This window comes from Lutibacter citreus (assembly GCF_003260195.1).
Classification (GTDB): Bacteria; Bacteroidota; Bacteroidia; order Flavobacteriales; family Flavobacteriaceae; genus Lutibacter; species Lutibacter citreus.
The window spans coordinates 53,271-74,710 of the sequence record NZ_QEIH01000013.1 but is presented as its reverse complement, the minus strand read 5'-3'; the positions used below and the strand labels follow the sequence as shown (position 1 = coordinate 74,710).

Below are 21,440 nucleotides of genomic sequence, written 5' to 3'. Positions count from 1 at the left end.
AAATCTAAATACTTAATCAACTTTTGAGGTGAAATTTTAATCCGCAGTATTCCACCATAATGGAGTTGTTAACCGAACATAAGGATCATTATTAGGCATATTTTCATAATTTCTATCCTCTTCATTGTATTCATAACACATAGCTTGTATCCAATCATTATCATTTGGAAATATATCAAGATTAACATTTTCAGGACGTTGTAATCCTTTATAAATATTAGAACTATAATCCATTCTTCTCATATCTACCCACGTTTCAGGGTTTAAAACATTCGCAATATACTTTTGAACCATAATATGTGATAAACTTAAATTATCTTCTCCTATTTCAGTATCTAATAAATTTAGATAGGTTGTAGTAGCTTCGGGAGCTATACCTAATTTTTCAAAGTCAGCTTGTACACCAGCTTTAAATGCACTAAAAGCACCAGAAATATCATTCTTTCTAAATCTTGCTTCAGCTTCAATAAATTTAACTTCACTAAAATTTATCATATCTGTAGTAGAATTAGGGCTTGTATAAAAACCTCCATTTCCTAAAGAATAATCATCTCCAGAATCACCGCTTAATCCTCTACCAATAACAACACCTTTATAGCCTCCATTAACAGCTTCTGGAACAATAATAGTTAATCGAGGATCCCAATCTGCATCTTCTAAATTTAATGGGTTTTTTAATAACTTTATAAAAAAGTCAGAAAAATAGTCCATTCTTGAGGAGCCATAACCTCCAACTGCAAAAGGTTGAATGTCATTAGATATTGGTCCTCCTCCATATGTTTTTTGAGCATTTAAAGCGTTAGAATTAATTGCTAATTGACAAGCAGCTATTATAGCGTCTGGATCATATGAAGATTTTTTACTTAAATGATTTAAATATCTGGCTTTTAACGCATAGGCGAATTTTTTCCAAGATTCTTTATTTCCTTGGTAAAGAACGTCACCATCTTCTTCGTTTAATTCAATTTCACTTGTCTCATCCAATGCAACTATTGCTTCATCTAAATATTTAAAAATGGCTTCATAAATTTTTGCTTGAGTACTAAATTTTGGAGTAATATTCATTGAAGATACACCATCATAAGTTTCATTTAAAACAATATCACCATATTGATCTGTGGTCATACCTAAAATATACGATCGTAAAATTTTCCCAACAGCAACAAAATTTGGGGAGTTATCTCTTTCTCCTAAAACAATTAAATCAGCCGTATTAGGTAAAGAGTACACATAGGCATTTTGCCATAGAAAATAACGTCCTGTTGTTAAAGAAGAACTCCAAGTTTCAGAATAATAATTAGCCGTATTTTGAGAGCCATATTGAGTAATTCCTAAAACTTCACGACTACCTCTGTATTGAGCTTGAGCCGTTGTGTTCTCTATAGCTCCTTGTATTCTATACTGTGGAGCTAAAGAAGAAGTGGTAGGTTTGGTTTCTGAGCCATTTACATCAAAATAGTCATCACTACATGAAGAAGTTATAGCTATTAAAATTAATATTAAATAGTTGTGTAATTTCATAATATATTTTTTTAGAATCTAACTTTTAAGCCTAAATCGAACCCTTTAATATTTGGAGTTCCTAAATTATCTATAGCCATAGACCCAGCACCAGAGATACCAGCACCAAATGTATTTACTTCAGGATCTACACCGCTATAATTAGTAATTGTAAATAAATTACGCCCTGTTGCATATAATTCTACCGAAGAGAATGCCGATTTACTCAATAAATTATTGGGCAATTTATATGATAGCGTTACGTATCTTAATCTAGCAAAGGAACCATCTTCAATAAAATTCTCTGTATTTTTATAGTAATAATTTTGATAAAAAGCCTGATCCATTGAAACAGGAACAGTATTAGCAGCTCCATTTATATCAACTCCAGGTAAGATTATTGTTTCATTTCTATTGGTTGTTTGTGTACTTAAACCGTGGTAAACTAAAGCAGATTCTGTTGCATTATATACATCAACACCTTGCACAATATCTAGTAAAAACGATAAACGAAAATCTTTATAACTTACAGCATTAGAAATTCCTAAAGTCCAATCTGGCATACGTGTTACATCATTGTAGGTTTCAACAACTAACGTTGGCAATCCATTAGAATTTATAATCACATCTCCATTCTCATTTTTTTTAGGTCTAAAGCCTCTTAAACCAAAAAGTGATCCATTTAAAATTGCGGCACCAGCAGCTGTAGAATTAAATGTCCAAGAATCAGAAAGGTAAACTTCATTTAAAAAACCAGGTAACTCATTTACTTTGCTATCATTCATTCCGAAATTTAAATCAACATTCCATTTAAATTTTGAAGTATTAGGTAATATTTTTATTGAAAGTAAAGCTTCTAAACCATTGTTAGTAATGGAACCTCCATTTAATGTAGCATAAAAAGTACCTGTAGTAGGAGGTACCCTAATATCTCTTAATATTTGATTGTCTGATGTGCTTGTATAATATGTTAGATCTAATGCTATTCTACTTTCAAAAAAACGAGCATCTAATCCAATTTCAAAACTATTTGTGAATTCTGGCTCTAAATTTGGGTTTCCAACATCAACTCCATTCCAAGTATATGCAGAACTAGCTAGTGAATTTATATTAGTAGATAATGAACTTTCCAATGCGCCAATGGGAGCATCTTTACCAACTTTAGCCCAAGTAGATCTTAATTGTAAATAGGTTAACCCATTTGAAGATGTAATGTCATTCCCAGCTTTTTTGAATAAATCAGTTACAACTGCAGACATACCTACAGAAGGGTAGAAGAATGATCTTTTTGCTTTAGGCAATGTAGAAGACCAGTCATTTCTTCCTGTAGCAGTTAAAAATAAAGCATCTTGCCAACCTAATTTTAACTCTCCAAAAACTCCCACCATGCGTTTTCGGGTAATTAATTCATTAATATTTTGGTCTTCAATTTTTACATTTCCAATGCTATATATTCCTGGAGCTTGAAATCCATCTCCTGAAGTATATGTTTTTCTAACATCTATTTCTTCAACAGAATTTCCAAGCAAGGCATCTAAAGAAAAATCTGTTGTTATTTTCTTTTGAAAACTTAAAATAAAATTTGAATTTAATCTTTTATGATCACTTTCAAACTGATTGATATAGCCCTTTTCTCTATTCTCAACAAGAGATCCATCTCCAGTTATTTTTCTATTAAATTGTGTATAATTATCAATTCCTAATTTATAGGCTAAACTAAAGTTTTCTAAAAATTTATAATTCAAATTAACAATTCCCATTAATCTATTTATTTCATCTGTATTTGGACTATTGGCAATACTCCAGTATGGATTATCAAACTGTTGATCAAGAAAAAAACTTTGCTGAGAATTATCCGCATTTAAATAATCATTAGCATTTACATTTGCTGGATATCCCAATAAACTTAAAAAACTACTTCCCGAAGCATTCCCTTGTTTTGTACTATTAGTTTTTGTGGTAATATAATTAGCAGACATTCCTACGGTAAGATTTTTATTAATGTCTGAAGAAGCATTTATTCTAAAAGATGTTTTATCATAGCTAGTACTTTCAATAGCGCCATCTTGAGAGATATCACCAATTGAAAAATAAACAGCACTTTTTTCTGAACCTCCCGAATAACTTACTGTATGATTTGAAGTAATAGCTGTATCAAAAAAATCTTCTATATTATTATATATTGAAGCTCCTGATGTGCTATTTCCCCAAGACAACGGCGAATCAGTATCAATAGTTGTACCTGTTGAAGTAACAATTTGTTTTCCTTGCCCATACTGTGTTTGTACATTGGGTGTTCCTAAAATATTATCTATAGAAACCGAACCTGTATATGTTACAACACTTGCGCCCCCTTTACCTTTTTTAGTAGTTATAATAACGGCACCTTCTGCAGCTTTTATTCCATATAAGGCAGCAGCTGCAGGACCTTTAAGAACAGAGATACTTTCAATATCTTCAGGGTTAATATCCGAGGCTCTATTTGAGCTGGCAACTTCTAAACTAGAAGAAGTAGAATTGTCAATTGGAAGACCATCAACAATAAATAAAGGTTGATTATTACCCGTGATGGAAGAACCTCCACGGATCATTATAATGGCTGAAGAACCAGGTGCACCCCCTGAATTTACAATGGTAACTCCAGATACTTTTCCTTGTAATCCGTTTACCATACTACTCTGGTTACCTTCTAAAAGTTCGTCAGCTTTTACAGCTTGAACTGCATATCCAAGAGATTTTCGTTCTTTTTTAATACCATGTGCAGTAATAACTACTTCATTTAAACTTTCACCCGCTACAAGAGTTACATTTATAATATTTGATGTTACAGTAACTTCTTGAGTAGAAAAGCCAATATGTGAAAATTCTAAAACTGAATTCATTTCAGCTTTAATTTTATATTCACCGTCAAAATTTGTGGTACTTCCTGTTTTTGTATTTTTAATAATAATACCTGCCCCAGGTATAGGGAGTCCATCTTCATTTGATTTTACAACTCCTTTAATTGTAATAGATTGCGCAAATATACTTTGAGCAAAAAATACCATTAGGAGTATCAAAAATGGATCATATAATTTTTTCATAATGGTTAGTTTATTAGTAATTATTATATTGATATAGTTTGACTATTTTTTAAGTATTTTCGTTTTTTTAATAATGTTTATAGTTTATATATAAGTAATTAGGTATTAATAAATCTAAACTTAAATGTTGTTTAGAATTATTGTAGATATTCACTGTGAGTTTTGCAATCTTTTTAGCTAATGTAGTATTTTTATTGCTTTGTTTCAAGTCATATTTTCATTTAATACTGTAAATTGAGTATATAACGTATTGAATTGAATACTTTTATAGGGATAATGAAATAGCTTTAGCAAGGAGATAAAAGAGTTATATTAATATTATTTTATTAAGATAATAAGCTCTAAAATTAACCGTATACAAAGGTAGAATGAAGTTTAATATACTATTATGTGTATTATAGTTTTTTGGAGAAAACATAGGAGACTGCTATAATTCAAAAGATGTTTAATTATGAAAATAGCCTAAAATAATATCTAATAAACGGTAAAGTAAAGCAAAGTTTTTTTGCTATATATTTTATATAAAAGAAGTAAACTAATTCAAGAAAAATATTTAATTTTTGAATTAATAAATTCAGTGAATAATGTAAAAAAGTAATAAGATTATTCCAAACCTTTTTTTTCTGGATTCCAAAAAGGTTTTGTTTTGATTTGTTTTGTTTCCCAATTTAGCTCTTGTCTCAAAAAATTGTTTAAAGCTATACATACTCTACTGTCACCAGCAATGTAAGCTATTGTTTTTCCTTTTAAGCTGGGAATAATTTCTTTTATTTTAGCAATAATTTCGTTACTGGGGTTTTGAGGTAACTCATAAAAATCAAGAGGAAATTTACCATTGATATCTGGAAATAACTCACTTTTTTGTTGGTTGTATAAAATACTAGCTACTTGTTTATTCTTTCCAATATTTTTGTTAATTGCATATAAATGAGAAAGAGCAGAAAGGTCTCCTATTATAATATAACTATCTGCAGAGGCATCTGCTAAAAAATTACCTTTTTTCAATTTAAAATATACAGTATCTCCCACTTGGCATTCTTTTGCCCATTGCGAACCTATCCCATTACTGTGGGTAGCGATGGCTAAATCTAGAAAACCTTTTTCCTTATTTATATCCCAAATACTGTAACTTCTTATTTTGTCTTTCATAGACAATTCTGCTTTACCTATACCAATTCCCATCTTTAAAAATGAGCCAGGTATAAAATTGATTTTTCGAATGCTGTTACCTTGTAGACGAATTCTATAAGCAGCCGCAGAAAGTTCTACTTTTTCTGAGATAGTTGCTTCATCCAAAACTACCGTTTTTAGAATATTTTCTATGAAACTCATTTGTGTAATAATTAATTTTGTGTATGATTTTGATGATAATTTTTTATTAACTCTAAAGCAGATTTATGAGGTCTTCCTGCTGCTTTTTCAAAATCAGATGAAACATCATTTGCTCCATCTTTTATTCCTTCATAAATACCTGCTATTATTGTTCCTATAAAGTCGCCAAGTTCTGCTATTCTTTCAGATTTAAATACTTCAACAGGAATAGAATTATAAACTAGTTTAGTATTAAAAACTTGGTTCATGTATGTTGTAAGTTCACTTTGGGTGATAGCATCTCCTACTAAATTGTATGTATTTCCGTTATGTTTATCTTCTAATAACATTTTAGCATAGGCATAACCCAATTCTTCTCGGCTTGTGTAAGTACATTTTCCTTGGCCTGCACAATTTCTAATTTCACCTTCTCTTTTATAAGTTTCTATATATTCTAAATCAGGCTCAATATAAATTCCATTTCTACCAATAACCCATTCTAAACCAGAATTTATAACGTCTTTTTCTGTTTGTCTGTTAGTTTGAACAATAGGGCTAAAGGCATTATTTTCTTCGGCACCAATAATACTGGTATAAACTATTTTTTTAACGCCATTTTGTTTGGCGGCATTAATAACATTTCTATGTTGCTCTATTCTTTTTTGAGGGTCGTCCATTCCTGAAACCAAAAGAACAGCATCAATACCTTTTAGAGCTACATTAAATTCTTGTTCATCATTATAATCTCCTTTTCTAATTTCTATACCTAAATATTGTGCTCTTTCTGGTGTACGTGCAATTCCAACAACTTGCTCTTTTCCTATTAAATTAATCAAATGTTTTACAATTGATGCTCCTAATTTTCCACTTGCTGATGTAACGGCTATTTTCATAATATTCTTTTAATAATTGTTTTTATGTATACAAAGATTAGAACTATTTACATATTTTAAAAGATAAATCTTAGACTAAAAATGGTAAATATGAGATAAATTCTAATTTGAAATATTTATTGCTTCTTCTATTTGTATTTGAGCCATATCTAAAAGGTTTTTGTTATCTAATGGTTTTAAAATAGATAATTCGGTACATGATAGTACTACAAGGTTTTTCTCTGAATATTTTTCTAAAAGCAAATGGTAGGTATCTATTAAATCTTTAGTTTCTGTTTTGTTATAAATTTGTTTACGAACTTTATCTATAAAAAACATATGATCTTCTGAAGGAAGAATTACATCAATGTTTTTTGCTTTAAAATGAGCTTGTAGGTATGCGGATTTCATAGTATGTAAAGAACCAAATAACACGATTTTATTACGTTTGTTTTGTTTAATTTTTGATATGGTTAGTAGAATAGGGTTAATAATGTTTTTATTTATTTTTATTCTTTCAATGGTTTCATGAAGAGTTATATTAGGTATGATAATATGATTAATATCTAACTTTTCAAGTTCTGTAATATAATGCTGTATAATATCATCTAACTCCTGAGAAGTATTTGGTAAAAGAGAGTTGATTGAATTAAAATTAGTGTTTAAAAGTAAGAGAGGGCAAGTACTGTAACCGCCGTTTTTTTCATTATACAATCTATTTAATTCACTTAAATAAAATGAAGTTGTTCTGCTTCCTAGACCTAATATTGAAAGTGTTGTTTTGTCCATTTTTTATTTTATTGTAAGAATGTAATCTGCAAAATATTCTTTACTATCTATTATTTTATTTTCAAGATTAAAATCTGTATTTGCAATTATTTTCTCTATAATTTCATCATTATATTTTCTTGAAATTTCGGTATGTATTTTTTCGCCTTCATTAAAATGATAAGATTTTCCAATTGCTTTAATTTCAACAGTTTGATTAGTTGTACTTACTATAAAACTTTTTGCAATTCCTTCTTTTTCATTGTATTCTGGTAGATGTTTAAAATTATTTAAGTTGAAATTACCTCCTAGTTCATTATTAATTCTAGTTAGTAAATTCATGTTGAATTTTGCGGTTATACCTTTGCTATCATTATAAGCTGGTAACACAATATCTTCAGATTTTATTAAGTCTACACCTATTAAAAGTTTATCTCCTGGTAAAAGATTAGCACCTAAATTATAGATAAATTCTGCTGCCTGTTCATCTGTCATATTTCCAATATTAGAGCCAAGAAGTAATATAACTTTAGGTTTTTCCTTCTTTTTTAATGAATCTAACACTTTAAAATAATCCCCTTGTTGCGATTTAACAGATAAATTAGGTATTTCTTTATTTAAGTCTTTTTCTAAAAGTGTTAGAGCATTTAAAGAAATATCGATAGGGAAGAAGTCGAAATTATAATTTTGGGCATCTAAAGTTTTTAATAACTCTTTGGTTTTTAATCCATCACCGGCACCAAGTTCTATTAATTCAAAATAATTATCTGGTTTTATACCAAATGTATTAATTAATTGTTGTGTTTGGTTCTGAAAAATATCTAACTCACTACGAGTTAAATAATATTCGGGTAAATTCATTATTTCAACAAAGAGAGCATCTCCTTTTTTGTCGTAAAAATATTTTGAAGGAAGCGTTTTTGGATTTTCATCAAGTCCTTGTTTTACTTCTTTTTTGAATGTTTCTTTCATCTATTTAGCTAATCTAATTCCCGTAAATTGCCATCTTTCGGTAGGGTTAAAAAAGTTTCGATATGTTGGTCTACTGTGGTTTTTTGATGTGGCTACAGAAGCACCTCTTAATACCATTTTATTACTCATAAATTTCCCGTTGTATTCGCCTAAGGCTCCATTTTCTTTTTTAAAATTAGGATAGGGTAGGTAGGCACTGTTTGTCCATTCCCAACGTTTACCCCAATCTAATTTTTCAGCTGCAATTTCCCATTCAAATTCGGTAGGTAAACGCATTCCTTTCCATTCGGCAAAAGCATTGGCTTCGTAATAATTAATATGAGTTAAAACAGTATCTTTGGCAACCTTTTGTAATCCAGCAAGGGTATAATAGTGCCATTCTCCTTCAATTTTATACCAATACATTGGTGAATTTATGCTGTGTGTATTTACCCAAGACCAACCTTCATCTAACCAAAGATTAAAATCCGCATAACCACCAGCTTCCATAAATTCAATAAAGTCACCATTGGTAACTAAATTATTATTTATTTCAAAATCAGCAATATAAACCTTGTGAATGCCCAATTCATTATCGTAACAAAAAGCGTTTCCTTTATGTCCTATTTCATAAATACCAGCGTTGATTTTTATGCTTTTTATACCTATATTTTTATCTTTAACTAAATTGTATTCTTTATTAAATTGAGGGAAAATAGGGTTATTACCCAACATGTATTTTACATCGGTAATTAATAATTCTTGATGTTGTTGTTCGTGATTTAGTCCAAGAGTTACTAAGTCAATTATTTTTTTATCAGAAACATTTTGTAATAATTCTTGTATTTTTTCATCAACATATGCTCTATATTCAAAGATTTTGTCGGTACTAGGTCTAGACATATTCCCTCTATTATCTTGTAATATTCTATTACCAGCATTGTTGTAATAACTATTAAATAGAAAATTAAAGTTAGAATCAAATTCGGTATAATTTTCCAGAAAGGTTTTTAAAATAAAAGTTTCAAAGAACCAAGTAGTATGTGCTAAATGCCATTTTGGTGGACTAGCAAATTTAGCTACCTGTATGGCATAATCTTCAATATGTAAATGACTACAAAACGCAATAGTTTCTTGTCTTATTTGTTTGTATTTTTCGTTTATATTCATTTGATTAAGAATTTACCATTCTTCTATTTTTTCGAAAATTAATGAATTTATTTTTTACAACAGGGATTCTTATTATAAAGCCAACACCAGTAATTATTGCATAGATAAGCCAGGTTTTATCTAATATAGCAACATGTAGTAAGCTTAAAAATATTGCAACATAAGCAAAACTTTGTAATTTTTTCCAATTTGTTTTTAATAACTTCATTGATTTTCTGTTAGAAGTAAAAAACAATGGAATTAAGATTAAGACAGCTATAAAACCAGCAATATAATTTACTTGGGTAAACGTTTCTAAAAAACCTTCTGCCCAAATGAAGATAATAAAATGAAGAAAGCTCCAAACAGCTGTGGCAATCCCCATGGCTTGTCTTACAAATAAATTGGTTACTCCAAAAATTATAAATACTGGAGTTAAAGTTAATACAACGGTCATCCATCTAATAGCAAATTCACCAGAAACGTGATATAACATTTCTAAAGTGGATTTATCTCCACTACCTGCGCCTTCAATTAACGAAATTGATAATCCATTTGAGAAATCAAACTTTATCATATTAAAGATAACCAACATTGGTAAAGTTGCTAATATTGTAACAATTATCCAGCCGTAATTTCTTTTTAAAAAATTCATAATTATTTATACATTGTATTATTATTTAAAGCAGTTTTGGGTATTTGTTGAATGCTATCCCAATGTTCTACTATTTTCCCATCTTCAGAAAATCTAAAGAAATCCATAGTAACATATTCATCATTATCTGGCCATACTTGATGCGTGTGAAGTGCCACTAAATCATCTTCTGCAATAGCTCGTACAAACGCTATTGTTTTTTTTGGATATTCTTTTTGCATTCTATCAAAGTAATCTATAAATGCTTGAGGGCCATTAGCTACTAAAGGGTTGTGCTGAGTATATTCCTTGCCTCCATATAATTGCATTGCTTTTGCAGGATTTCCTTGGTATGCCATCTTATAGAAAGCAATAGCATTTTTTTTATTTTGATCTAATTTCATATCTATTTATTTGATTTCAACTCTTCTAATTCCTTTTCTAAAGCTTCTGCTTTTTCTTTAAATTTTTGCATTGCTTTTTTTAGTTGCCCTACTTTTTTTAAAACTTCTTCATCTTGAATAGCTTCATATGAAGTTTCTCCGTTTAATTCTTTTATTTTTGATTTGCTGCCACAAGTTGGGCAAGTTGCTACTTGGCTCATTTTTTTTTATTTTTTCAAAAATCCTGTTATTTTCTAAGGTTTAAAAGGTAAATCTATAAATAAAAATGGTAAATGTGAGAATTTAGTTATTAAGTTGAAAATATTTAATTATTTCTATTAAATAGTTATATTTTATGTTGTTTTTACAATTCATAAGTATATGAAAGGTTATAATTTTCGGATTTGTTTTTTGAGCTAAAAAAGTAAAGATATTTTAAACGAAGTTCCGAATTCAACAATAATAACAAAAAAAGGAATAACAGTAATGTTATTCCTTTTTTTGTTATTATTCTTTTTTATATAAAAATTTATTAGAACCAATTGGCTCCGGGATCACCTGGGAAGAAAGCATCTGGAAGTGACAAGTAAAGTCCACCTTCTTTATAATTAGGATATAAGAGTTCTAATTCATCTATAACTTGTTGATGCGTTGTCGCTGTGTTTCCGTTAGATAATTTTTGTGCTCCTGAAATAATATCTTTCGCATTTTGTAGATATGTTATGTTTTCATCAATTACAGTCCCTACATCAGCACGAGAACCATTGTGGCCTACAAATAGATGATTGTAATTAGAAAAATTAGTTTTCAATTTATTTAAACCGGTTACCCAATTGTCTATTTCATCTTCCGCATCAGTAGGAGTATATTCTCTTAAATAAGGATGGGATAAATTATATACAAGATCTCCCGAAAATAATACTTTGTGCTCTTCATTGTAGAAATATCCATTTTCTCCCGTTTCTGCGTTAGAAACTTTATTAAAAGTATATGTTAAACCTCCAATTTCTTGAGAGTTAGATACAGCAATTACAGTTTTTGGATATAAGCTAGTAAAATCAGCAGTGTTATTTAGTTGGTTAGCAACAGTACTTTCGGCATAAAAATCTAAATCTGTAAAATATCCAGCACCTCCATAATGGTCACCATGATTGTGTGTTATAATTACAGCTCCAGGTTTGTTAATTATATCTACATAAGTTTCTAATTCAGCTGCAAATGCTGCCGCTGGACCTAAATCTACTAATACAATATTATTTTCAGTTTCAATAATTGTTACAGTGTAAGGACCAGAACCGAAATTTATGGTGTGGTAGCGTACTGTATTTTCTGTTATTACATCTACTAAACCTGTGGTAATAGTTGTACTAGATGGAGCGGTTCCAAAATCTACTATCTCTACTTGAGAAATGTCATCATCATCATTATTACAAGAAATGAATAAGGCCGAAACAATTATAGTTAAGAACCAAAAATTTAATTTTAAATACTTCATGATTTTTTAAGTTTTAATTTATTTAATACTGCAAATTTGATGAGATTCTAAAAAAATGTTTTTATAAAAAGAAGGTTAAAAATGGTAAATGTGATACTTTCTATTAAGTGAAATACAATTGTATAACGTGAAAAAATCTGATAAAGACCGTAAAGTCTTCATCAGATTTTATATAATTTGGGAGTTAATATTTATTTTTAATAATGGAATAGAATTGAAAACTATTCAGTTTTTTTTAAATGATCAATAACACCTCTTAAAAATACTGTTTTTAATGTTCTTTCAGGTTTGTTTTCGTAACCAACTATGATAGAACTATGCATTGTCATTTTATCAAAATCAAAAACAATAGTTAAATAGTCTTTTAAACCTACCTCATGCCAATTAACTAAGTAAAGGTTGTCTCCAATTTTACTAGATCGGTATGGAATGTCTTCATTTCCATTTCCTTTTCTTTGTCCGGCAATCCATTGGTATTTTGCTTTACCATTGTTAAATTCCATATGTAAAGCAGTTCCATTTTGATATTGAAAATTAAGGGAATAACCGTCTAATAGATGTTCAGGTTGTCCAAATTGAAAGTTGTTTTCTTCTGCTGTTATGTTTTGAGCAAAACTTAGTCCTACAGTAAATAATGTAAGACATATTAATGTAATTAATTTTGTTTTCATTTTTATTGATTTAAAAGTTTAATACAAAGATCGTACAATACGTAATAATTATAAAGGTAAATCTTTGAGGATTAATGGTAAATGTGGGATTTAAAATGGTTATAGTTCCATTTTAAACTGTTTAGGAGTTAATTCTGTATGTTTTTTAAAAAATTTTGTAAAATTTGTTACTTCATCAAAACCATTTTCAAAGGCAATTTCTTTAAAACTTTTATTGCTACTTACAATTGATCTTTTTACTTCTAGAATTACATAATTATCAATAAAACTTTTGGCAGTATTTAGCGTAAATTTTTTTACTATTTGGTTTAAAAGTTTGGTAGAAATAAATAACATTTTACCATAATCTTTTACGTTTCGAGTTGTTACGTAATTGGTTTCAACAAAATTTTTAAATTCAATAAAAATAGGATAATGATTAGAATTGTTATTTTGTAGTTTATGATTATTCGATTCACGTTCTAACCTCAATAAATACAGGTCCAATAAAGCAGCAACAATATTTTTTTTAGCAAATGTATTTTTAGTTTTTAGCTCTAAAATAAGTTGGTTTAAAAAAGTTTCGTTACCATTTATATAGTTAGAGATAGGTGAAGTTATATGGTAATTATATAAATGAGAAATTATATTAATAGATGATTTTGAAAAATAATTAAGTAAAAAATCTTCTGTAAATAGTAGCAAGAAACCTTCATATTTAGCATCTTTCTGAAATGAATGAACTTGACCCTTAGCAATTTTTAAAACGGTTCCTTCTGTTAAATTATACTCTTTTAAATCAATTTGATGTTTACCTGTTCCTTTGGTAACAAAAAGTAAAGCGAAAAATGAAATTCTATGAGGCAGCGTTGGGTTATGATCATTTATTGTATGAAGTCTCGCAAATAATTTTGAGAGATTTAAAAGTTCAAAATCTTTCGTGTTTTCTTCACTTTGAAAAGATATGTTAGGTATATTGTTCAATGATAAATCTTTATTTTTTTGCTAACGTATTTGTATTAGAATTGTGTAACTGAAAACTTGACGGTTTTACAAGTGAAACAAATTAATTGTTATAATTTTTGAGGTTTATTATTTAGGCTAAAAGTATGTATAAATTTTAAAAGTTATTGTTCTAATTACGATTTTTTAAGATTTAAGCGAGATCAAAGGCTTTGTTTTTGGTTTTTTAAGTTTTCAGTATATTACTTCATTAAGTTATAAAGATTGTAACTGCAAAAGTAAATATCAAATAGATTTAACACTATTTTTTCTCTTCGTATTTTACTAATAAGTTTTAGTTTAAGTTCTCAAGTAAAAACTTTATTTGAAATTTTTTATTGAGAGTAAAAAACACTAATTGAATGAATTAATTTAGAACATAATTAGTTGCTTAGTTCATATATTAATTTTTCAAAATAGGGAGTGTTTTTAATAAAGAAAATGAATCAAAATTATAATGTAATTCTTATTTAATCTTCGTAATTCTTATCCTTAATTGAGTTTTTTTCAACAATTTTATACGTTTAATTAAAAAATATTTCAATTAAACAAGAAAAAACACTATATTTAAAAAGCTATAATTCAAATATTTAACTTATTTATTGTTTTTCTTCCTATAAAAATATGTTTTTTTAAGGCTGATTTTACGTTAAGTATTTTCACTAACCAAACCATTAAAAAAGATGTCTACTGAGTTGTTGAAAAAGTCATTGTCATTTTTAAAAAATACTGTAAATAATTACGGTGTTTCTCAGGATATTATTGAAATAACTAATATCGCTACAATAAATGATGGAGATGAATTTTTAAAATCAAAATCCCCAATAATTTTATCAATAATAAATATTGAAGAAGATAAAATTGCAAAAAACCCTAATATTTATATTAAAAATGGAGCTAATGCTAGTGATATAAATAAACTTACTAATCCGGCTCAAAACCTTATTATAACTTTACTATTCTCTGCATATAATCAAGAACAAAAAGCTGAAAACTACGAGAATGGACTTATAAAGTTAGAACACGTAATTCGTTGTTTTCAAGAAAAAAATGTTTTTCATATTGTTGGTGATACAATTGTAAGTCCAGAAACCCCAAACCATACTAAACTTATTCTAGATTTAGAAAGCCTAAAATTTAGTGAACTAAATCAATTATGGTCTATGTTAGGGAATAAATATATGCCTTCAGTATGCTACAAAATGCGAATGATTTCTATTCAAAATGAAAAACTGCTTGAAGAAAAAGCTATAGAAGAAGTTACCATTGAACTTCATGATACGCCAAATAAAGACAATTCTTTATTAATAGAAAGAATAATAAACGAAGAATAATAAAACATAAAACTAAAAACTATGATTAGTTCAATTAAAACACCAGGAGTGTATATTAATGAGATTAATGCATTTCCTCCTAGTATTGCTCAAGTTGCTACTGCTATTCCGGCCTTTGTGGGATATACGGAAAGTGGATCAACAGTACCTACAAAAGTAACTTCATTATTAGAATATCAACAAATATTTGGAGGAGCTCCAAAACCTGCAGGAATTAATATTTCTCTAAATGTTGAATATAAGGTTACCGAAAGTCAATTTAAATTATACAATAGCTTACGCTTATTCTATGCAAATGGAGGAGGTGAATGTTATATTGTTTCAATAGGGCATTATAAAGATACTGCTACAATTACTTCAGATACTGATTTTAATGATGGTATAGATTTACTTAAAAAAGTTGATGAAGTAACCTTGTTATTATTTCCTGATGCAATAAATCTTGGAGATGCCAAATTGGGACTAGTGCAGAAACATGCATTAATGCAATGTGTAAGTTTAATGGATAGGTTCACTATTATGGATGTTATTCAGGAAACTCCAGGGACTAGTTTAGAATCTGACTCTGAAAAATTTAGAGATGCTATTGGAAATCAAAATTTAAAATATGGTGCCGCTTATTATCCAGATTTAAAAGCCAGTTTTGGATATGATTTTAGATTTAATGAAATTAATGGAACTACAGCCGGAAAAGTAGATTTTGCAACATTATATAGTGCTGACCCGGATATTTCATTGGCATTAAGTGAATTTGCAATGCTAAATACGGATATTAATGATGATACAACTGGAATTATTGAAACATGTAAGGCTGCCTTAATTGCGAATCCTAAAATTCCGGTTGTTGCGGATCCAAATGTTGCAGAATACTTAGTAAATATTTTTGGAATATTAGTTCCATTAGGTGATCCTAAAACATCTATAATTCATGTTGGATTGGAAACATTAGCAATAGATATGATTGCTGTTTCTTTAAAACCTTTAGTTCAAAAAATGTTACAACTTAATGCTGCATATGGAGGGTTAGGAGGAACAGCTTCAGATGTATCAGGAACAGGAGTTCAAACAGATTTTGTTGTTGCAGAATGGGGAACTTTTACAAGTAATGGAGCTTCAGGAGACTACCCAATTACAGGAACAAACCCTTTTACGTCTCTTATTGAAAGTAGCTCAACACCAGGTTCAGCCGATTTTTCAAAAACACAAGCTCAGTTAGATAAATTATTTGGGCAAGTAACTACTGCTATGCAAGCAATAAAAGCAACCATACAAGAATATGAAAGAAAGTTAGAAAACGATTTGGTTTCACAAATGCCAATTTATGCAACTATTATAACTGAACTTTCTAAAAGTATGAATACCGTGCCGCCAAGTGGAGCTATTGCAGGAATCTATGCCAATACAGATGCCACACGTGGTGTATGGAAAGCACCTGCAAATGTAAGTGTTAACGGTATTATAGGATTAACAGATGATATTACCCATAAGGAACAAGAAAACATGAACATTCATACTTCAGGTAAATCTATAAATGCAATTAGAAAGTTTACAACAAAAGGCTTGTTGGTTTGGGGTGCCAGAACACTTGATGGTAATAGTAATGATTGGCGCTATATTAATGTTCGTCGTTTAGCTAATATGATTGAAGAATCTGCAAAAAAAGCTTGTATGAATTTTGTCTTTGAACCAAATGTAAAGCAAACTTGGGTAAACGTTAAAGGAATGATAGAAAATTACCTTACTACCTTATGGAGTGACGGAGCTCTAGTTGGAGCAAAACCTGAAGATGCATTTTTTGTAAGTGTAGGTTTAAATCAAACAATGAGTGCACAAGATATTTTAGAAGGAAAAATGATTCTAAAAATAGGATATGCTCCATCACGTCCCGCTGAATTTATCATCTTAGAATTTATTCAAACACAGCAAAAATCATAAAAAAATTAACTATAAAAAAATAAAATTATGCCAGATTTTCCATTACCAAAGTTCCATTTCAGTGTAGAATGGGGAGGTACTCAAATAGGATTTCAAGAAGTTTCGGGATTAAATAAAGAATTAGAAATCTTAGAATATAGAGAGGGCTCAAGTCCAGAGTACTTTAAGAAAAAAATGCCAGGAATGCATAAATTAAGTGATTTAACACTTAAAAGAGGTGTATTTCATAATGATGATGAATTTTATCAATGGTATAATACAGTTGCTTTAAATACTGTAGAAAAAAGAGACATTACTGTATCACTCTTAAATGAAGTACATGAGCCAGTAATTGTATGGAAAGTTAAAGACTGTTTTATTACATCTTTAAAATTCACAGATTTAAAATCGGAGGAAAATGCAATTGCTATTACAGAAGCAGTAATTGCGAACCATGGAGTTACTCAAGAACACGTATAGAATATGCCAGATAAGATGCCATTAAGCGGTTTTCATTTCTCTGTTATTTTTGAACTCCTACCACAATTAAGTATAGATACTAAATTTCAAAGTGTGGGAGGTTTAAGGTCAACGGTAGAGATGGAGACGATCTCTGAAGGAGGTCAGAATAAGTTTAAAATTAATCTTCCTAAAAGAAGTACTTATGAAAATTTAGTACTTAAAAGAGGATTAACTGAAGAACTATCAGGGTTAAAACTATGGGTAGATAATGCAATACAAAATTTTGTTTATCACCCAGCTAATCTTGTCATTTCTTTACTTAATGAAAAACATGACCCTGTAAAAGTTTGGTACGTTTCACAAGCTATACCCGTTGGTTTACAAGTTTCGGATTTTAATGCTGAAGAGAATTCATTAGTTATAGAAACATTTACTTTAAAATATCAATTCTTTAAAGAATTACCATTGCCGTAAAAAACAATATCATGCCAATAGAAATTAAAGAATTACATATTAAAATACAAGTAAACGATTCACAGAAACAGCAATATAAAACAACTGCTAATTCTGTTAATAACATAAAAGAGCTTAAAGCTGAAATTATAAAAACTTGTACTCGAAATATATTAGAAATACTTAAAGAAAAGCAAGAGAGATGATTGGAGGAGCCTTAGGAATAATAGATAAAATGCGGATAGAAGTCTATGCAGATGATGGATTTAATCTACCATTGAAAACCATTTTTGTTCAGGTAAACCCTGAGAGTTATACTATAAATAAAAATGTAGAATTCTGTGAAGGACAAGCTATAGGTACTTCTAATCAGAGTTTACAGTTTAATAAAATTGGAAGTGAGGAAGTAAGTTTTGATTTTATTTTTGATAGCTCAGGAGTAATACCTCCAGCAAAAATTAAAGACGGAAAAGTAACAAAACTTCCTTTAGGAGAAAGTTTAATTGATGTATTAAAACCAGCAATAGGAAACCCTTTTGAAGAAGCTGCAACTATTGAAGAAGAATTAGAAGAATTTAAAAAATTAGTATCAGGATATAACGGAGATAAACACCAAACTAGATATCTACGTTTAATATGGGGCGGTTATCTCTTAGAGTGTAGGCTTACAAGTATAACTGTTCAATATAAAATGTTTAGAAAAGATGGAAGACCAATTAGAGCTACGGCAACATGTAAGTTTAAAGGAACTCAATCTTATGAAGAAATGCAAGCGGAACAAAATCAACAATCTCCAGATGTTACGCATCAAAGAATAATTGAGCAGCATAATAAACTAACACTCTTAGCAGAAAAAACATATAACGAAAATCAATATTATATTGATGTTGCGAAAGCTAATAATTTACTGACTTTTAAGAGACTATCTGCAGGTCAAAACATAATTTTACCACCATTAAAATAAAAAATGAGTATAACGCCATACATACCAAAATACAAAGTGCTTCAAATAGAAATTCATATAGATGGAGTTCTAACAGAGTTACATACTTATCTTAAAAAGGTAGAAATTCATTATGAATTAAATAAAATTCCTTCTGCTAAACTTCGATTTATTGAAGCTAACCCAGATATTGGTTCAGGAAAGCAATATTTAGAAAAAGTCAGTTTAGAAATAAATAAACTTATAGAAATAAAAATAAGTTCTAATGAAGGAATGAAAACCATATTTAAAGGGATGATATTCAGATTAGAAAAAAATGTATATCCAGAAGTTGGTTTTGAAATTAAATTAGATTGTAAAGATACTAGTATAAACCTAATTGCTGAATTAGAACAGGTGGCTAATGAGAATTTTGAAACTAAAATGAATCGTTTTTTACAGAAAGTAAATGTAACTAAAAATGGATCAGTTGATTTAGAGACTTACGGAGAAGAAATTGTTACTAAAAACCCAGGGACATCCGCTTGGGATTATATTGTTGGATATATGGATAGTTTGGGCTTTATGACCAATATGCGTGAAGGAGAGTATAACATTTATAATAGTATTGAGCCCGAAAAAACTATAAAATATGTTGCCAAGAACGGTACTAATGTATTTGAATTTGAAGCAAAAGAAGAAGAAATTGTTGGTAATGTAGAGCTAAGATATTGGAATCCTAAAGATCAAAGAACAATAACAGTAACTAGTCCAACAGAAGCAACAAATACATCTGGAACTGAAGTTTTAGAAATGGGAACTATTAGCTATAAAAAGGAAACCATTGAACAAATGGCAAAAGCAAGGGCTGCAAAACACTCTTTAGTCAGCATTAAAGGAAAACTAAAAACCTATGGTAATATTAGCACTAAATGTGGTGAATATTTACAAACTGAAAAAGTAAACTCTAAAATTGATGGAAAACCATTATTAATTAGCGTAGAGCATCATATTATAGAAAACGGGTGTTGGGATACATCATATAATTTTGGTTTAGAAAACAATAACTCTTTTGCGGAAAATATTAGTTCATCTAGCACAAATACTGCTCAACGTATAGGCCAAACCAATAATGTTAATGGATTACAAATAGGAGTTGTTACACAAATTGTTGATGACCCCGAAAATGAATTTAGAATTAAAGTTAGAATCCCTTCAACCTTACCAGAAAATGACGAAGGTGTTTGGGCACGACTTTCTTCTATTCAAGCAGGAAATGAACGTGGGGGATTTTTTATTCCTGAAATAGATGATGAAGTTATAATAGGTTGTTTCAATAATAATCCAGATACTCCTGTTATTCTTGGAAAACTATATAGTAGTGCCAATCCACCACCATTACCTATAACGGAAGACAATTATGTACAAGGGTTTGTATCAAAAGAAAACACAAAAATCCTTATAAATGATGAAGACAAATCGGTAGAAATAAGTACTGATAATGGAAATAAACTTTTAATAAGTGATAATGAAAAAGGATTTGTTTTAGAAGACGAAAACGGAAATAAACTAATAATGAATCAAAATGGTATAACGTTAGAAAGTGCCAGTGATATTAATCTAAAGGCATCAGGAAATATAACTATTGAAGGTATTCAAAACACTATAAAAGCATCAGGAGTTATGGAAATATCAGGATCATTAATACAACTAAATTAATATGGGATTAGCAGCAAGATTAAATGACATGCACGTTTGCCCGATGTTAAATCCAGGTGGAGCTCCTCATGTGGGTGGACCCATATTACCAGGAGGTAACGTAACAGTGCTTATTGGTGGGCAACCTGCTGCAGTAGTTGGAGATATGTGCACCTGTAGTGGACCGCCAGACACAATAATAGCAGGGTCAAGTACAGTACTTATTGGGGGAAAACCTGCTGCAAGAATGGGAGATAGTACAGCGCATGGTGGCACTATAGTTATTGGCTGTGCAACAGTATTAATAGGAGGGTAAATTAAAAAAACATGAGACTAGAATGTTGAAAAGTTTATGACCAAACAAAATACAAGTAGCGAAAAACCTGCTTGTACAGAACGGAGTTGAAGTATGACCTTTAAAAATTATAAAATAGACATATGAAAAAAGAACATTTTTTAGGAACAGGATGGAGTTTTCCACCAACATTTAACCTTAGTGAAAAATCTGTAGAGATGGTTAATGATGCAGAAGATATTCAACAAAGTTTACATATACTATTAACCACCAATTTAGGTGAGCGCGTATTAAGGTCAGATTATGGTTGTGAAATTAACACCATGTCTTTTGAAACTATAACGGTAACATTTTTAACCAAAGTAAAAAGAATTATTGAAAAGGCTATTACAATGCATGAGCCTAGAATTATATTAGATGATATTTTTTTTACGAATCCAAATAAAATGATTGAAGGAATGATTAACATACAAATACATTATACTATTAGAGCTACAAATTCAAGACTAAACTATGTTTATCCTTTCTATATAAAAGAAGGAACATATATTAAAAAATAAAAAA

At 29.4% G+C, this 21,440-nt stretch carries 22 protein-coding genes; 9 read left to right on the top strand and 13 right to left on the bottom strand.

What is annotated here, in order from left to right; all coding sequences use genetic code 11:
• Window positions 1-36: 36 nt before the first annotated feature.
• From DAD81_RS19600 to DAD81_RS19540, 13 genes are all read right to left on the bottom strand, one after another.
• A complete protein-coding gene (locus tag DAD81_RS19600) occupies window positions 37-1,521 on the bottom strand; it encodes a SusD/RagB family nutrient-binding outer membrane lipoprotein (RefSeq protein ID WP_111710017.1) in 1,485 nt (494 codons plus the stop codon).
• 11 nt (window positions 1,522-1,532) lie between these two features.
• Complete coding sequence (locus DAD81_RS19595) at window positions 1,533-4,583, bottom strand: SusC/RagA family TonB-linked outer membrane protein (protein ID WP_111710016.1); 3,051 nt, start codon at window positions 4,581-4,583, stop codon at window positions 1,533-1,535.
• Window positions 4,584-5,186: 603 nt separating this feature from the next.
• Entirely contained in the window at window positions 5,187-5,915 is a 729-nt protein-coding gene (locus DAD81_RS19590; protein WP_111710015.1) for an FAD-binding oxidoreductase, read from the bottom strand.
• Between the two features lie 11 nt (window positions 5,916-5,926).
• Window positions 5,927-6,787 (bottom strand): SDR family oxidoreductase, encoded by an 861-nt coding sequence (locus DAD81_RS19585; RefSeq protein ID WP_111710014.1) that lies wholly within the window; start codon window positions 6,785-6,787, stop codon window positions 5,927-5,929.
• A gap of 102 nt (window positions 6,788-6,889) precedes the next feature.
• Window positions 6,890-7,555: an aspartate/glutamate racemase family protein gene (locus DAD81_RS19580; RefSeq protein ID WP_111710013.1), complete on the bottom strand. Its 666-nt coding sequence runs from the start codon at window positions 7,553-7,555 to the stop codon at window positions 6,890-6,892.
• Between the two features lie 3 nt (window positions 7,556-7,558).
• Entirely contained in the window at window positions 7,559-8,506 is a 948-nt protein-coding gene (locus tag DAD81_RS19575; RefSeq protein ID WP_111710012.1) for an L-histidine N(alpha)-methyltransferase, read from the bottom strand.
• Complete coding sequence (gene egtB, locus DAD81_RS19570; protein WP_111710011.1) at window positions 8,507-9,655, bottom strand: ergothioneine biosynthesis protein EgtB; 1,149 nt, start codon at window positions 9,653-9,655, stop codon at window positions 8,507-8,509. It abuts the gene before it with no gap.
• 4 nt (window positions 9,656-9,659) lie between these two features.
• Entirely contained in the window at window positions 9,660-10,289 is a 630-nt protein-coding gene (locus DAD81_RS19565; RefSeq protein WP_111710010.1) for a ferric reductase, read from the bottom strand.
• 2 nt (window positions 10,290-10,291) lie between these two features.
• Complete coding sequence (locus DAD81_RS19560) at window positions 10,292-10,672, bottom strand: nuclear transport factor 2 family protein (protein WP_111710009.1); 381 nt, start codon at window positions 10,670-10,672, stop codon at window positions 10,292-10,294.
• A 2-nt stretch (window positions 10,673-10,674) separates the two neighbouring features.
• Window positions 10,675-10,872, bottom strand: coding sequence for a hypothetical protein (locus DAD81_RS19555; protein ID WP_111710008.1), 198 nt, complete (start codon window positions 10,870-10,872; stop codon window positions 10,675-10,677).
• Between the two features lie 311 nt (window positions 10,873-11,183).
• Complete coding sequence (locus DAD81_RS19550; protein ID WP_111710007.1) at window positions 11,184-12,146, bottom strand: MBL fold metallo-hydrolase; 963 nt, start codon at window positions 12,144-12,146, stop codon at window positions 11,184-11,186.
• Between the two features lie 221 nt (window positions 12,147-12,367).
• Window positions 12,368-12,817, bottom strand: a complete 450-nt coding sequence (locus DAD81_RS19545) for a MoaF-related domain-containing protein (RefSeq protein WP_111710006.1) — start codon at window positions 12,815-12,817, stop codon at window positions 12,368-12,370.
• Window positions 12,818-12,916: 99 nt separating this feature from the next.
• A complete protein-coding gene (locus DAD81_RS19540) occupies window positions 12,917-13,780 on the bottom strand; it encodes an AraC family transcriptional regulator (protein ID WP_111710005.1) in 864 nt (287 codons plus the stop codon).
• Window positions 13,781-14,481: 701 nt separating this feature from the next.
• Here DAD81_RS19540 and DAD81_RS19535 point away from each other — a divergent pair.
• The 9 genes from DAD81_RS19535 to DAD81_RS19500 all read left to right on the top strand — a co-directional run bounded on the left by DAD81_RS19535 (window position 14,482) and on the right by DAD81_RS19500 (window position 21,436).
• Window positions 14,482-15,132 carry a DUF4255 domain-containing protein gene (locus tag DAD81_RS19535; protein ID WP_111710004.1) on the top strand — a complete coding sequence of 217 codons (651 nt, stop codon included), beginning with the start codon at window positions 14,482-14,484 and terminating at the stop codon, window positions 15,130-15,132.
• Between the two features lie 21 nt (window positions 15,133-15,153).
• Window positions 15,154-17,067 (top strand): phage tail sheath C-terminal domain-containing protein, encoded by a 1,914-nt coding sequence (locus DAD81_RS19530; protein WP_111710003.1) that lies wholly within the window; start codon window positions 15,154-15,156, stop codon window positions 17,065-17,067.
• 27 nt (window positions 17,068-17,094) lie between these two features.
• Complete coding sequence (locus DAD81_RS19525) at window positions 17,095-17,526, top strand: phage tail protein (RefSeq protein ID WP_111710002.1); 432 nt, start codon at window positions 17,095-17,097, stop codon at window positions 17,524-17,526.
• A 3-nt stretch (window positions 17,527-17,529) separates the two neighbouring features.
• Window positions 17,530-17,982, top strand: a complete 453-nt coding sequence (locus DAD81_RS19520; RefSeq protein WP_111710001.1) for a phage tail protein — start codon at window positions 17,530-17,532, stop codon at window positions 17,980-17,982.
• A gap of 11 nt (window positions 17,983-17,993) precedes the next feature.
• Window positions 17,994-18,167: a DUF5908 family protein gene (locus DAD81_RS20775; protein WP_157961198.1), complete on the top strand. Its 174-nt coding sequence runs from the start codon at window positions 17,994-17,996 to the stop codon at window positions 18,165-18,167.
• A complete protein-coding gene (locus DAD81_RS19515; protein WP_111710000.1) occupies window positions 18,164-18,925 on the top strand; it encodes a CIS tube protein in 762 nt (253 codons plus the stop codon). Before DAD81_RS20775 ends, DAD81_RS19515 begins: the two co-directional genes overlap by 4 nt.
• A 3-nt stretch (window positions 18,926-18,928) precedes the next feature.
• The gene (locus DAD81_RS19510) at window positions 18,929-20,602 is read left to right on the top strand and encodes a phage baseplate assembly protein V (RefSeq protein WP_111709999.1); all 1,674 of its coding nucleotides are present in this window, start codon (window positions 18,929-18,931) and stop codon (window positions 20,600-20,602) included.
• A 1-nt stretch (window position 20,603) separates the two neighbouring features.
• Window positions 20,604-20,897 (top strand): PAAR domain-containing protein, encoded by a 294-nt coding sequence (locus tag DAD81_RS19505; protein WP_111709998.1) that lies wholly within the window; start codon window positions 20,604-20,606, stop codon window positions 20,895-20,897.
• A 122-nt stretch (window positions 20,898-21,019) separates the two neighbouring features.
• A complete protein-coding gene (locus DAD81_RS19500) occupies window positions 21,020-21,436 on the top strand; it encodes a GPW/gp25 family protein (protein WP_111709997.1) in 417 nt (138 codons plus the stop codon).
• The last annotated feature ends 4 nt before the right edge of the window (window positions 21,437-21,440 follow it).